General features: G+C 33.4%; 15 protein-coding genes. 4 read left to right on the plus strand and 11 right to left on the minus strand.

Features of this window, described 5'->3' with window-relative positions; translation table 11 throughout:
- Nucleotides 1–3: 3 nt before the first annotated feature.
- Both thiH and ACNQGN_RS05320 read left to right on the plus strand, forming a co-directional pair.
- Nucleotides 4–1,125 (plus strand): 2-iminoacetate synthase ThiH, encoded by a 1,122-nt coding sequence (gene thiH, locus ACNQGN_RS05315; RefSeq protein WP_417986805.1) that lies wholly within the window; start codon nt 4–6, stop codon nt 1,123–1,125.
- A 20-nt stretch (nt 1,126–1,145) separates the two neighbouring features.
- Nucleotides 1,146–1,856 carry a HesA/MoeB/ThiF family protein gene (locus ACNQGN_RS05320; protein WP_417986806.1) on the plus strand — a complete coding sequence of 237 codons (711 nt, stop codon included), beginning with the start codon at nt 1,146–1,148 and terminating at the stop codon, nt 1,854–1,856.
- Here the strand turns inward: ACNQGN_RS05320 and ACNQGN_RS05325 are convergent.
- The 4 genes from ACNQGN_RS05325 to ACNQGN_RS05340 form a co-directional block, all read right to left on the minus strand.
- Complete coding sequence (locus ACNQGN_RS05325) at nt 1,853–2,647, minus strand: MOSC domain-containing protein (protein WP_417986807.1); 795 nt, start codon at nt 2,645–2,647, stop codon at nt 1,853–1,855. The genes ACNQGN_RS05320 and ACNQGN_RS05325 overlap by 4 nt on opposite strands.
- Before the next feature lie 73 nt (nt 2,648–2,720).
- The gene (aat, locus tag ACNQGN_RS05330) at nt 2,721–3,362 is read right to left on the minus strand and encodes a leucyl/phenylalanyl-tRNA--protein transferase (RefSeq protein WP_417986808.1); all 642 of its coding nucleotides are present in this window, start codon (nt 3,360–3,362) and stop codon (nt 2,721–2,723) included.
- A 77-nt stretch (nt 3,363–3,439) separates the two neighbouring features.
- Nucleotides 3,440–3,817, minus strand: coding sequence for a DUF3127 domain-containing protein (locus ACNQGN_RS05335; RefSeq protein ID WP_417986809.1), 378 nt, complete (start codon nt 3,815–3,817; stop codon nt 3,440–3,442).
- Nucleotides 3,818–3,844: 27 nt separating this feature from the next.
- Nucleotides 3,845–4,720, minus strand: a complete 876-nt coding sequence (locus ACNQGN_RS05340) for a flavin reductase family protein (protein ID WP_417986810.1) — start codon at nt 4,718–4,720, stop codon at nt 3,845–3,847.
- 174 nt (nt 4,721–4,894) lie between these two features.
- On the opposite strand from ACNQGN_RS05340, the gene ACNQGN_RS05345 reads away from it, so the two are divergent.
- Complete coding sequence (locus ACNQGN_RS05345; protein WP_417986811.1) at nt 4,895–6,049, plus strand: sensor histidine kinase; 1,155 nt, start codon at nt 4,895–4,897, stop codon at nt 6,047–6,049.
- Here ACNQGN_RS05345 and ACNQGN_RS05350 read toward each other — a convergent pair.
- The 3 genes from ACNQGN_RS05350 to greA all read right to left on the minus strand — a co-directional run bounded on the left by ACNQGN_RS05350 (nt 6,041) and on the right by greA (nt 8,241).
- Nucleotides 6,041–7,213 (minus strand): transglutaminase domain-containing protein, encoded by a 1,173-nt coding sequence (locus tag ACNQGN_RS05350; RefSeq protein WP_417986812.1) that lies wholly within the window; start codon nt 7,211–7,213, stop codon nt 6,041–6,043. The two genes, ACNQGN_RS05345 and ACNQGN_RS05350, sit on opposite strands and share 9 nt — an antisense overlap.
- Before the next feature lie 98 nt (nt 7,214–7,311).
- The gene (locus ACNQGN_RS05355; protein ID WP_417986813.1) at nt 7,312–7,701 is read right to left on the minus strand and encodes an HIT family protein; all 390 of its coding nucleotides are present in this window, start codon (nt 7,699–7,701) and stop codon (nt 7,312–7,314) included.
- A 63-nt stretch (nt 7,702–7,764) separates the two neighbouring features.
- Nucleotides 7,765–8,241 (minus strand): transcription elongation factor GreA, encoded by a 477-nt coding sequence (gene greA, locus ACNQGN_RS05360; protein ID WP_073352474.1) that lies wholly within the window; start codon nt 8,239–8,241, stop codon nt 7,765–7,767.
- Nucleotides 8,242–8,402: 161 nt separating this feature from the next.
- Between greA and ACNQGN_RS05365 the strand changes: the two genes are divergently transcribed.
- A complete protein-coding gene (locus ACNQGN_RS05365; protein ID WP_417986814.1) occupies nt 8,403–8,816 on the plus strand; it encodes a Rieske (2Fe-2S) protein in 414 nt (137 codons plus the stop codon).
- A gap of 166 nt (nt 8,817–8,982) precedes the next feature.
- Here ACNQGN_RS05365 and ACNQGN_RS05370 read toward each other — a convergent pair whose 3' ends face one another.
- From ACNQGN_RS05370 to pnuC, 4 genes are all read right to left on the minus strand, one after another.
- The gene (locus ACNQGN_RS05370; protein ID WP_417986815.1) at nt 8,983–11,178 is read right to left on the minus strand and encodes a TonB-dependent receptor; all 2,196 of its coding nucleotides are present in this window, start codon (nt 11,176–11,178) and stop codon (nt 8,983–8,985) included.
- Nucleotides 11,179–11,442: 264 nt separating this feature from the next.
- Complete coding sequence (gene arfB, locus ACNQGN_RS05375; RefSeq protein WP_417986816.1) at nt 11,443–11,847, minus strand: alternative ribosome rescue aminoacyl-tRNA hydrolase ArfB; 405 nt, start codon at nt 11,845–11,847, stop codon at nt 11,443–11,445.
- 2 nt (nt 11,848–11,849) lie between these two features.
- Complete coding sequence (locus ACNQGN_RS05380; protein WP_417986817.1) at nt 11,850–13,976, minus strand: DUF4301 family protein; 2,127 nt, start codon at nt 13,974–13,976, stop codon at nt 11,850–11,852.
- Complete coding sequence (gene pnuC, locus ACNQGN_RS05385) at nt 13,925–14,560, minus strand: nicotinamide riboside transporter PnuC (protein ID WP_417986818.1); 636 nt, start codon at nt 14,558–14,560, stop codon at nt 13,925–13,927. Before pnuC ends, ACNQGN_RS05380 begins: the two co-directional genes overlap by 52 nt.
- Between the last annotated feature and the right edge of the window lie 2 nt (nt 14,561–14,562).

The following is a 14,562-nucleotide window of genomic DNA, read 5'->3' on the forward strand; positions in this document are numbered from 1 at the left end:
CACATGGATACATTTAAAACGGTTTTTGACAACTACGATTGGGACACTGTTAAAGCCAAAATATACAACACTACTTCATCAGAGGTCGAATATACTTTAGCTAAAAGCAAACGCAATCTCGATGATTTCTTGGTATTAATTTCACCTGCTGCCCAACCCTATTTAGAACAAATGGCACAGCAGGCACATGAATTAACGAAAAAAAGATTTGGCAAAACGATTCAGATGTATGCTCCTTTGTATTTAAGCAACGAATGCCAAAACATCTGCACCTATTGTGGTTTTAGTTTAGACAATAAAATCAAAAGAAAAACACTTAATGAAAGTGAAATTGCATTAGAAATTGAGGTACTAAAAAAAACAGGGTTTGATCATGTGCTGTTGGTGACTGGTGAAGCGAATCATACTGTAAATATTAACTATTTCCTAAAGACAATTGCTCAAATAAAAAACGACTTTTCAATCATTTCAGCAGAAGTACAGCCGCTTTCTACAGAAGAATACGAGCAGCTACATAACGCTGGTATCTATTCCATTTTAGTGTATCAGGAAACGTATCATCGTGATGTTTATAAAACCTATCATACAAAAGGAAAAAAGTCCAACTTTGATTTTCGTTTAGAAACACCGGATCGCGTAGGAACTGCGGGTATTCATAAAATTGGCTTGGGCGTTTTGTTAGGATTGGAGGACTGGCGTACAGACAGCTTCTTCAACGCCTTGCATCTGGATTATCTAGAGAAAACCTATTGGCAAACTAAATATGCGGTTTCTTTCCCCAGATTACGTCCGGCTGAAGGAGTCATTGAACCCAACTTCATCATGGATGACAAAGACTTAACCCAGCTCATTTGTGCTTATCGTTTGTGGAATGAAGACTTAGAAATCTCTATGTCAACTCGTGAAAACGAAAAATTTCGCGACAATATTATACCAATTGGAATTACCAGTATGAGTGCCGGTTCTAAAACCAATCCAGGCGGCTATATCGTTGATCCACAATCCCTGGAGCAATTTGAGATCAGTGATGAACGTTCGGCTTCCGAGATTGCAACAGTCATTTCCAGTAAAGGATACGAACCGGTCTGGAAAGATTGGGACAGAAGTTACACGAATATAAATTAACCTTTTAAATTGCGAAAAACATGGGTATTATTCAAGATTTTTTACGGTATAACCGACAAATGATGTTGCCTGAAATAGGGGATTCGGGACAAGAAAAACTCAAAAAAGCCAAAATTTTAGTGATTGGCGCAGGTGGATTAGGCTGCCCTATTTTGCAATATATAGCAACCGCCGGAATAGGTACTATTGGAATAGTAGATTTTGACAAAATTGAATTACACAACTTACACCGCCAAATTTTGTATACTGACAAACACGTTGGTAAATCAAAAGCAATTACGGCAAAATCAGTTTTAGAAGCTTTAAATCCATTGATTGATATTATCGCTTTTGAAGAAAAATTAACTATTGAAAACGCAGCACAAATCATAATGAATTTTGATATAATCGTTGACGGCTGCGATAATTTTCAAACCCGCTATCTAGTAAATGACACTTGTGTTACGTTACGAAAATCATTGGTCTATGGCAGCATCCTAAAATTTGAGGGGCAGATGGCGGTTTTCAATCATAATGGAAATAAAAATCTTCGTGACTTATTCCCTGAACCGCCAAATCCAAAAGATGTTCCCAATTGTAATTTGAATGGAGTATTGGGTACCCTACCAGGGATAATTGGAACAATGATGGCGCATGAAACTTTGAAACTGATTTTGGATTTACCAACATTGGAAAATGAATTGATACTATTTAACAGCTTGGATTGGAGTTTTAACAAACTTAAGTTTTAAAAACTTAAAACATCTCCGACAGTAACGACACCCTCTGTGACACATACTAAATTGGTGCCAAAAAGAACGCTGTTATTCACGTTTCGATAAGTGCTTAGGGTCTTTAAAGGTTCCTTTAAAATAATACTTTTAATCGGATCATTATTGACCATTATGCATCTGCCGCAAGGCTTTACATTTTTAAATGTAACATCCCCAATTTTGACAATCCCAAAGTGATCCTCTTCATGTGCCAGCCTGCTTTTAATAACGATATTGGGCCTAAATCTTGCCACAGTAATCTTTTCTTCTAATTTTTCATTTAGTTGGTCTAAACTTTTGCTACCTACCAATAAATAGGGATAGCCATCTGCTAAGCTAACATTGAAAGTAACATTTAATGCTTTACTTTTATGTTTTCTATCTCCAATATACATGATTTTCACCAACTTACAGGCAAAACCAATACATTCACTAAACCAATCTGATGTCGTTTCATTAACTTCGAAAACCTCACTTTGATCGTCCCAAACAGGTACTAAAATAGAACTATTTGTATTTTCATTAATAAAAAAAGTGTGTTTTTTATCTTGATACATTACCTCAATTTTACCATCTAAAATCTGAGTATGGAATTGACTTAGAATAGGATGATTTCTTTGGCTTATAAATTGATTATTTTTATCAATTAACATCCATCGTCTGTCGTTTTCAAAACCCATTTCTTCAGCTCTGGCACTTTGACAACTGATTCCGCCTAAACTTTTGATAGGATAGATGTAGATTTCGCTAACAAAAAGGTTATTATCCATTAGATTATAAAATTTACCAGGCTATAAGATTCTTATTTTTTAAAATTCAAAAAACAAAGAAAGATAACTAAATTTACTTATTAGAAATATTCAAAATACTTATAAATTCTTCTCTGTCAATTTCCCGACAGCCCAAACTTTCGAGATGCGGATTATAAACCTGACAATCTAATAATTTATAATTGGCCGCCTTTAATTGGCTTACCAAAGCAATAAAAGCTACTTTTGAAGCGTTTGAGACTGTCGAAAACATACTTTCTCCGCAGAAAATATTTCCCAAATCGACACCATACAAACCTCCAACTAACTCGCGATCTTGCCAAACTTCTACCGATTTTGCTATTCCTAATTCATTCAATTTGCAATAGGCTTCAATCATATCATTGGTAATCCACGTCCCGTTTTGCCCATCACGTTTTATTTTCTGGCAGTTCGAGATTACCTCCCTGAAATTTTGATTATAGGTAACTTTAAAAATATTCCTGTTGATAATGTTCCGCATGCTTTTGGAAACAATCAACTCATCCAGAAATAAAACCATTCTGGGATTCGGTGACCACCAAATAATAGGCTCTCCTTCTTCAAACCAAGGAAAAATTCCGCTATTGTAAGCGAGCTGCAAACGCTCTGGCGACAAGTCCCCGCCTACGGCTAAAATCCCATCAGCATTAGCCTGAGAAACAGGAGGAAAAACCAATTCTTTAGATAAATACATGCTGTATACAACTATAAAAACCCGACAATTATTTGAATAACTATCGGGCTTTTTACTATTAATAAGAAATCAAATGATTAAAAAGGCAAATCATCCGCTTCTTCTTCATTTAAATTTGTAGCTGGAGCAAATGCTTCAGCCGCTGGCATTGGAGGCATTTGCGCGTTAGGCGCCTCAGCAGCCACTCTTTCTACTCTCCATCCTTGGATTGCATTGAAATATTTAGTCACTCCTTGTGGATCAACCCATTCACGCCCTCTCAAATTGATAGAAACTTTCACTGCTTCACCTACTTTAAAACTATTCAATAAATCACATTTATCTTGTACAAATTCCACTAAAATGTGTTGTGGATATTGTTCCTCTGTTGTTACTACAAGCTCTCTTTTTAAGAAACTACCGTTTCCTACATTCTTAGCATCCCCAAGCATTTTAATTTTTCCTGTAACTTCCATCTTCGTTAATTTTTATTGTTATTTAAGTTATTTTTTTGCTAAAAGCACTTTCCAAGCAGACAAAACATCATTGTTATCGAGATATTTTTTAGCTTCCAAGTGCACTTTTTCCTGATCATCAGAACTTAAAACGCCTTTTACGGCAAAATTCTTTTTTACAAATATACTAACTTCTTCCATTGTAGGCAAGGCTTCTATATTACCTAACATTCCTAAATCATTTCCATTAAAAACAGGACTTTCTTTTATAAAATCTGGAATAGCATCTATACCAATTCCTAATGTCGAAAGTGGCTTTGGCACTTCAAAAAGCCCTTGATTCGATCTGGAATACCAATTACTGCCTAATCTGGAAACCAAATCTATTTTATACTGATCAATTGCGCCATTTTCATCTAACACTGCTTCGTCTATGTGAATTCGCACTACTTCGCAAAGTATTAAATTTCCGGCTCCTCCTTCACTTCCCAATGGAATAATTTGCGTGACTTTGCATTCAAATTGAACCGGTGATTCTTTTACTCTGAAAGGCTTTACGATATCAGAAGGAATAGCCGTCAAACCGGATTTTACAAACTCATTTACACCATCCGCATATTCTGTACTTGCAAGAGAAGTTTGCTGTACAATATCATAATTTACCACATTAATTACTACTTCACGAGTAGCTTCTGCATTAATTAAAGTATGTTTTGTCGAATTATCTCGAACGCGTCTTGCCGGTGAGAAAATAAGAATTGGAGGATTGGCGCTGAACACATTAAAGAAACTAAATGGTGATAAATTAGGAATTCCATTTACACCAATAGTACTTGCAAAAGCTATTGGCCTAGGCCCCACAGCACTTTGTAAATAGCCTTGCAACTTAGCTGTTTCGATACTTTTAGGATCAATAGTAATCATATCTTTAATTTATTTTCGAAGATACAAAAATAGACAAATGAATCAAATTTAAGAACTAGGATCAAAGAGATTTAAGACAAATAATTACAATAGTTTTTACCAGAATAATTCTTTGTATAAAACTAAAATAATAGTGCCGATATTTCGTTATATTTATACCTCAAAATTCAATATATGCAGTTTTCTGAAAGAAAAAATACAACCCGTTGGATTATAATTTTTGTTTCTTTTTTAATAATTTCATTAATTCTCTGGAACACTTACACTTTTTTTCAAATCTTCAAAAATGAAGAACGATTAAAAATGAACCTTTGGGCGAAAGCACAAAAAACACTCATCAATGCAGATGAAAATACTGACGTGGAACTTCCGCGTCAGATTTTCACTGACAACACCTCTATTCCTATTATACTTACGGAAAATGACAGTATCATTAATACTGTAAATATTGATGATGCTATAGTGAAAAACAAACCTAAAGCTAAAGCATTTTTACATCAGTTAAAAAACGAAAACGAACCTATTGTCATTGAATATGTACCTGGAAAATTTCAAAAACTCTACTATGGCAATTCGGCATTACTGAATAAACTTAAATATTACCCAATTGCTTTATTGCTTATCATAGTACTATTTGGTGGTCTCGTTTATAATTTCTATCGAAGTATCAAAATGGCCACTCAAAACAAACTTTGGGCTGGAATGGCAAAAGAAACTGCACACCAAATAGGAACGCCCCTTTCTTCTTTGATAGGCTGGGTAGAGCTCCTGAAATCCGAAAATGTAGAGGAGAGTACAACTTTCGAAATTGAAAAAGACATTGAACGTTTACAAACCATAACAGACCGTTTTTCGAAGATAGGTTCAGAACCAAAATTAGAAAACAAAGATATTGTAGAAGAAACACTACAGTCTTACGACTATCTGCAATCTCGATTTTCAAAACAAATTGAATTTTCATTCAAAGCACCAAAGTCACCTATTATGGTTTCTCTTAATCCAACCCTCCACAGCTGGACCATTGAAAATTTGGTGAAAAATGCAATCGATGCCATGAAAGGAAGAGGTAAATTAGCGCTGGAAATAGTGCAAGAAGGGGAGTATGTGAACATAAACATTATGGATTCAGGAGGTGGAATTCAAAAAAAACAATTCAAAACTATATTTGAACCTGGTTTTACAACTAAAAAACGGGGTTGGGGCTTAGGTCTTTCATTAACAAAAAGAATTGTAGAAGAATATCACAAAGGAACCATAAAAGTGCTGAATTCCGAAATAGGAAAAGGAACGACCATGCAAGTCAGTTTTAAAAAAAGCAATTTAGTTTAGTGGAACTCCGGACCAAAAAACCTTAGTAAACATAGTTTTTCTGGCAATTTTTGACTTACTCAGATATTCTTGTACAAATAATTCATGCTCTTTTGCTTGCGCCAAAACATCATTGACAGATTTTTTTAACGAAGTCAAGTTAGAAGAATTCTCAGTACCGACCGAACCGATAGCGTAAAGAGCATCTTGACATTTGGCTAATTTTTCAATGGGCAATTGAATCATGTTGTTAATTTCATCATCAGTTAAAATCGGTTTAAATTTATTATTTCTATAATAAACAAAGTCATTTAATAAGTCAACAGCCTCATTATAATTATTGACTATTGAATTTAATTTTTCAATATTCGACTTCCGTTGCAAATAGGATATCTCTCTCTTTTTACCTTCAAGACGTTGCGAAATCAAAGCGTTTTTTACACCATTTTTTTCTATTCTTCCAGCAGAATCAAATAATTTATCGATTTCTGACAAACCATTATATTTAATGATTTCACTCTCAAAATCGAAGTATTTCTTCGATTTATTAATTTGGGTTGCACCTTCATAAAACTCACTGTTGGTAATTGGATAATTTAAAAACTGCCACAAATAATCAAAAGGAATATGAGAAGAAACCAATATTGTAGGTTTCGCCTTAAAATAATTCTCATTAAATTTTTTGAAAAATATTCCGCTATTGACATAGCCGGAACCCCAGGTAGGATCAAATAAATACCACTTATCATCAATTTTTGCAGCACACCAGGCATGAGCCAAGTTTGCCACTTTTCCATATTGCTTTGTGTAGCCTTGTATTATATAGGACTGTATTCCTATTTTATTGGAAATATCATTAAAAATCTGAGCATAGTGAATACAAACACCTTTCTTTGTTTTCAAGGTTTTCGCAATTTGCTCTTGTGGAGTTTCATTGAAGTTTACAGTGAGCATATTAGCAACATCGTAACTAATATTTGATGCCGTCCAATAAAAAACCGCACGGATTTTATCGCTGTCTGTTTTGAAATTAGCTTTTATGTAATTGGCAATGGCCTCAGTAGAATTATTTGAGCTTGTGGAAATATTAGACATTTTCTTGTCAATCAAAGCATATCCAGCATTAACCTGACCAAAACTTAAAATGGTAAAAAAGAAAGAAAAAATTAAATAAATATTTTTCATCTTGTAGAATACTAGACTTATAAATTAAAAAAGGAATAGATTTTCACCTATCCCTTTCTAAACGAAAACCGTACCAATTTATTTTATTTACAAAAATATTATAAATTGGCTTTAATATTTATTACCAATTCTTCGAATTCTTCTTTTGAAAGTGACACTTTATTTTGAAAACGCATTTCATCCATTTCATTCAAAGGAATCAAATGAACATGTGCATGGGGAACTTCAAGGCCTATAACTGCCATTCCAATTCTTTTACAAGGAACCGTTTTCTCCAATGCAATTGCTATTTTTTTTGAGAACTGCATTAGTCCTATATACAAATCATTTTCAATATCAAAAAGTTTATCAATTTCTTGTTTTGGAATACAAAGTGCATGCCCTTTTGCGTTTGGATTTACATCCAAAAATGCTAAAAAATTATCATCCTCTGCAATTTTATAACAAGGGATTTCTCCGTTTACGATTTTAGTAAAAATACTTGACATAATTGATCTATGATATTTGATACGATATTAAAAAGTGCAACTATAAATAACTGAATAGTGGATTTAGTCTCTGGTAATTTCTAAAATTTCGAATTTCAGAACACCATTAGGAACTGTAATTTCAGCAAATTCGCCAACAGATTTCCCCAGTAAACCTTTACCAATTGGTGAGGTTACAGAAATTTTTCCCGTTTTCAAATCCGCTTCACTTTCGGCTACCAACGTATATTTCATTTCCATTCCGTTGGTTTGGTTTTTGATTTTCACATTGGATAAAACCAATACTTTAGAAACATCAAGATGCGTTTCATCAATCAATCGAGCATTAGAATGCACCTCTTCCAGTTTTGCGATTCGCATCTCCAGCATTCCTTGTGCTTCTTTGGCTGCATCATATTCTGCATTTTCAGACAAATCACCTTTATCCCTTGCTTCTGCTATATCTGCAGATGCTTTTGGGCGCATTACACTTTTCAAATAATCTAATTCTTCTCTTAACTTCTTTAATCCTTCTGCGGTGTAATAAGATACTGTGCTCATAATTTCGTCATTTATATAAATAGAAAAAATCCCATCAGGACGGGATTTCTTTCCACAAAGATACTATTAATTTTTTTAGCCTATAAATATATGTTAATCATATATAATTCAAAGTTAAATAAATTAAATTTGTTTCGCTAATTCTTTTACTATATTTTAAAATGAAAAAATACATCCTACTTTTTCTTATTATTCCTTTTTTCTTTAGTTGTAGTGACAACGGTTTTGATAATAAAAATCCATACCTCCCAAATTATAGTTTCACAATAGACATCAATATGAATTTACCTGCCTATTCTAATCTACAATATCCAAGCAATGCTATTTATTATTCGGGAGCGGGCGTAAAAGGCATATTTGTATTCAATACCGGAAGTGGCTACAATGCATTCGATGCCGCTTGTCCTAATCAAACTTTAAGTAGCTGCTCTACGATGTCCATAAAAGGAATAAATGTAATTTGTCCTTGTGACAGCAAGGAATACAGCTTGTTTACAGGCCAAGGTAGTTTACAATATCCCTTAAAACAATATCGAGTAGAAGTGAATGGAAATGTATTGCGCGTGTATAATTAAAATAAGAGGACAAAGCAAATAATGTATTTAACTTTGTCCCTATCACAGTACACCAAGGTATGTTCTAACGAACACTCTCGGCTAAGCAATTCCCATTGGCAGCTCGCTAGGGACTTATAACGTATAACCATAGGAAATAGGCTTTGCACGCAAAAAATATCCTATTCTAAAACTTCAATGTTAAGCCTACAAGAAAGTTAATTCCAGCTTGAGGATAATACCCAACCCCTTCGATTGTTGTAATTGCCGGTGGACTAGAATAATCATCATCATAGGTATAGAAATAGCCATTAGACACATACTTATAGTCAAAAATATTATTTACTAAGCCTGACACCAACACTGATTTAAAAATCGTCTTAGGTTTAAATTCATAAGAAATGTTTATATCATTTACAAAATAAGCTTTTAATTTAGACACCTCAGAATCTATATTTCCCATATATTGATCTCCAACAATCTTAGACAATAAGGATACCTGAAAATTACTAACCGGCATAAAAGTCACAATATTACCCGCAATAAAATTCGGAGAGTAAGCTATATTTGTATTGCCCAAAGGCGATAAAACACCGTCTCTTTTAAAGTAAAAATCCTTGTTTTTATTTGTACTTATAGTAACATTAGGACGAATAATTAAATTGTCTAAAATTGCGATATAAGCATCAATTTCAACTCCTAATCGGTAACTATCACCACTGTTTTTTCTAATAGGACTTCCGACATCATCCAATTCACCTGTTAGAATCAATTGGTTTTTATATGCCATGTAATAAATATTAGCATTCCATTTTACTTTTGCAGTAGCATGACGTAATCCTAACTCAAAATCATCCAATTTTTCTGGCCTTGGACTTCCATTTTCATAATCGGTTCTATTTGGTTCCCGGTTGGCTCTGGCATATGAAAAGTACAGTTTGCTTTTAGCATTGATATCAAAATTCAATCCTGCCTTTGGATTGAAAAAATTAAAGGTATCATTTACCAACCCCGTTTCGTAACTATTGGCTTTGTACTGAACATTTCTAAACTGTAAATCTCCAAATAAACTTACTTTTTCTGTGATTTGATAATTTGCCTTTGCAAAAACATTGCCATCGGTTTTGGTTACAGAATCATCATAATAACGATCTCCCAATTCACTTTGAGAAGCATACCGCGCCCAGATGACTTTTCCAAAATGATCACCGTCGTATTTGTTATAACCGCCTCCAAAAGTGACATCCAATTGTTCCGTTGCATAATTTACAGAAAATATAGTTCCATAAAAATCATTATCCAACCATTTTTGACGAACCAAATCAGTTGTAGTTATTAGACCGACAGGAACTAATCCATAATCCGAAAAATCCGCATCTTCTTTATAATTTTCATAGTACCCTTTCCCTTTAGTATAATGAAAAGCTAAATTGGCATTCCAATTTTCGGACACTTTTTCGCTCCAATGCAACTGATAATGATCTTGCTGGTAATTATCCGTTTCGTTATCATAATAGCGTATTTCACCAAACTCGTCCGTAAAAATTCCAGCTGAATTGAACGTTCTGTCACTATTTAAAGTTGTTTCATCAATACCATTCCACGATTGATACGTCTTTTCTTTTCCTCCAAAAGCCAAAGCTTTGATTAATGTGGTTTTGCCAACATACGTTCCTTGAAGAAAATAGGATTTCAAATCTGATGCAGCTCTATCAATGTAACCATCAGATTTTAAAGCAGACAAACGTCCTGCTAATTCAAAATGATTGTCAATTAATCCTGTGCTGAATTTTACAGTATGCTTTCTAGTATTAAAACTCCCAAAAGAATTCGAAATTTCACCCGTAGCTTTATCAGAATAAGAATCCGTCAACATATTCAAACTTGCACCAAAAGCACCAGCTCCATTTGTTGAAGTTCCGACGCCACGTTGCAATTGCAAACTCTCTACCGAAGAAGCAAAGTCTGGCATATTCACCCAATAGGTTCCATGACTTTCGGAATCATTATAAGGAATTCCGTTAATAGTAACATTCACCCTTGTTGCATCGCTACCACGAACACGAATTCCGGTATATCCTACACCATTTCCGGCATCGGAAGTAGTGACAACGGACGGCAGATAATTCATCAAAATAGGAATGTCCTGTCCCAGATTTCTATTCTTGATTTCCTTTTTATCCAAATTACTGAAACTAACCGGTGTTTTTGAAGTAGCGCGAACTGCCGACACCAAGACTTCATCAAGTTGGTTTACTTTGGTAGTGTCTTTAACTTGTGAAAAAGAATAAATGGATAATAAAGAAAAGATAATAGACAACAAAAATCTTGAACTTTGTGTCTTTGCGCCTTTGCGGTCAATAAAATAAAATAAGGTATTCATCCGTAAAAAGATTACGAATAAAAGGGGGAATTATTCTTTTGTTAAATTAAAATGATTGCTTCCTATGACAAATAAAAATAGCGTACATGCAGCTTTTTTTTGCCATTTTTTCCCTTGACAACATTACTTGTCCAGGTTCTTTGGGTATAATCTCAGCTCGTTATTTAGAGCACCCCTTTGAGACGGTGCAAATTTAGAAAAGATTTTTAAATATTTAGATTGTTTAACCCTTAGATTTAAAAAAAATATTAAACAGAAAAACAATCAATTTAAATCTGGTTTTCTACGCGTTTTTTTAATTTCGGATACATTCTTTTTTTCTTTAATTCGCTTTCTAATAACTGACTTCGGGATTTTGGTAGCCTTGCGCTCTTTTGGAACAATTAATCCATTTTTTATTATTTCAAAAAATCGTTTTATTACAATCTCCTTATTTCTAAGTTGACTTCTATCTTCATCACAGTTTAAGATTAAAACTAAATCCGTTGTTAACCTGGACGCTAACTTTGTTTCCAACAACACTTTTTCCTCTTCTGTCAAGGCCTTAGAGTTTTTTAAATCAAAAGACAAAACAACTTTAGAGGAAACTTTGTTTACATTTTGTCCGCCAGCACCACTACTACGAACGGCTTTGAAGCCTAATTCTGATATAATTTTTTCTTTTTCCAATTTTATTGAGGCTGGTGTGCTGATTTTAGTAAATCATTTACACTTTTTACAGGATTAAATGTAATTAAAGGAACTTCAACAAATATGGTAATCCAGTTTGCCATCGCTCCATTCCATAAACCAGGCAATTCATATGATTTAATATTCCTTCCAAATGTAGTTTTCTCTACTATAAAACCCCTATTGTGATCAACAAACTCTGTTAAATCAAACTTCTCTTTTTTATAATTTTTAATTCCGCAAACTAAGTCGACAGGATTAAAATGTGTTGAAGCATTGAGGATTTTCTTTTGATTATCATTCGATAAATCCACTTGCGAACTTTCGACAATCTGAAGCGAAATAACGCCTTTATCATCTTTTACCCAAAATGGCCCTCCTCCTGCTTCACCCTCATTCTTAACCATTCCACACACTCTGATGGGTTTGTTTAAAACAGCTTTGATTTCAATGATTTTATTTTCAAAACTAAGTTTGTCAAAATCCTCGGGAATTCTAATATTTAATTTTTCCTCCAAAAAAAGTAAAATTTCATCAACATATTCCTGTTGAATTTCTGTAGCATCAATTCCGTGCAGGTACTTAAATAATTGCTGCTGCAATTCCATCAAAATTCCTGCTAATGCTTTTTTATACCTTGCCGTTTTTTCAATATTATTCTGAATAACATTATCGATATTTTTGATAAACACAATGTCAGTATCTAATTGATTTAGATTTTCTATCAAAGCGCCATGACCTCCTGGTCTAAAGAACAATCCCCCCTTTTCATCTCTAAATGGATTATTCTCAAAATCTACTGCAAGGGTATCTGTATTCTTCTTTTGAAATGAATAACTTACATTTATAACTGTTTCTGATTTTCTTTCTGCTTCAATTTTAATAGCATCTATAATAGTTTCAAATTGTCCCAGATGCGACTCTGACATTGTAAAATGCATATTTGAAACATTATCAGAACTCGAATAGTAAATGCATTCATGAAGATGCTCTTCCACAGGTGTCACTATCCGTTTTTGATATTTATGAAAAGGAAGAGCTCCTTTAGGTTTACTGGAAAAATCAAAGTAATCTTTATCTAAAAGCAATTTTACAAAATAATAATTTTTATAATCCCGATCAAGAGATTCAAAATCAGGATATATCTCCCGCAACTTTTTATCAATTGTTTTAAAAAATGGAAATTTTTCTAAGCCCACTATAAAAATAGAAAGCTCTGTGTCTTTTTTTCTGTTTATATATGCATTGATGGTCTCATTTTCAATATCAAAATCTTTCAAAAAAGAAAGTAAAAACTTAAACATTCTACTTGCGGCACCTGATGCAGGAACAAATTTTTCCAGTTTTAAATTTGATTTATTTTTATCAAAAAACATCACTTTTTCTTGAAAATCATTTTCAGATAATTTTAAAATACCGTTAAATAAAGTTGCTGGACCTACAAGATCACTCTTCGCTATTCCGTTCCTAAAAAAACCCAATTGTTGTTTGATATTTTCTAATGGGATTTCATTTTCATAAATTTGTACAAAATCACTAGAAGAAAAGCCCATTTTTATAGCTGCGGTCAAATCATCGATGACAGAAATTGCTTTGCTTAATCTTAAATTCTTATCTCCCGAAAGCGTTATAAATGGTTTTTTATTATCAATTAAAGATTGCTTAAAAACAGCAAATACCGATTCTCTTTTTTCAGGGCTATCTCTTAAATCATCTTTTTCCCAAGGAACATCAATATCAGTAAGGAAAAATAAATCATATTCATGTGCAAGAGCAGCTTGATCCAACAATGGATCACAAAATTTATAATACACTTCCGAAAAAACCTTGGTCACCATTAAATTAGTATCGCAAAAAAGATATTTATTTGCAATTAAAGCACTACTGTTTTCTAATTGGGTCTGGCCATACGCAATAGGTAACATGTCATCAACATCACAAATTTGCTGACTCACATCCCATTTTTCTTGAAGATAATCTCTTGCAAACTCAGGAACCCACTCCGTTTTATAATATTCGGCCAGTTGTTTTGCTAACGTAGTTTTGCCTGTACTTTCAGGACCAAAAAGGGCAATTCTTATGATTTCTGTAGTTCCATTTTTCGAGAACTGTCTAAGGTTTTTTTCCATTCTAAATAACCGTAAACGGCAACAATTGTAAATACTAAATACTGAAAACTCGTAAAAGTGAATCCTTTTGCAAAATATAGCGGAATGGAAATTACATCCCCAATAATCCAAAATATCCAATTCTCAACTTTTCTTTTGGCCATTAGCCACATTCCCACAAAGAAAATCCCAGTTATAAAGGTATCAACATAGACGTACCAGGTAGTAAATTTACCAAAATACTGATATACTGAAACCACAAAGGCGACTGTAAATATAAAAAGAATAATGGCAATTCGTTTTTCAGAACTTGAAATTTTTGAAATTGGGAATTCAACAGAATCTCCTTTTTTTCGAGTCCAATGGTACCAACCATAAATACTCATCACAAAATAATATCCATTAATCATCATATCACCCCACAAAGTCCATTTCCATAACAAATACACATAGATAAACGTACTTACTAATCCTGTTGGAAAAACTAAAATATTATCTTTTTTTGCATACCAAACACTGAGTAGCCCAAAAACGACTGCCACAATTTCCAATACTATGTCGAATGTTGGATAATCTCTATATTGAGAAAAAAAATATTCTATCATTA

Source organism: Flavobacterium rhamnosi, from assembly GCF_048286515.1.
In the GTDB taxonomy this organism is placed as follows: domain Bacteria; phylum Bacteroidota; class Bacteroidia; order Flavobacteriales; family Flavobacteriaceae; genus Flavobacterium.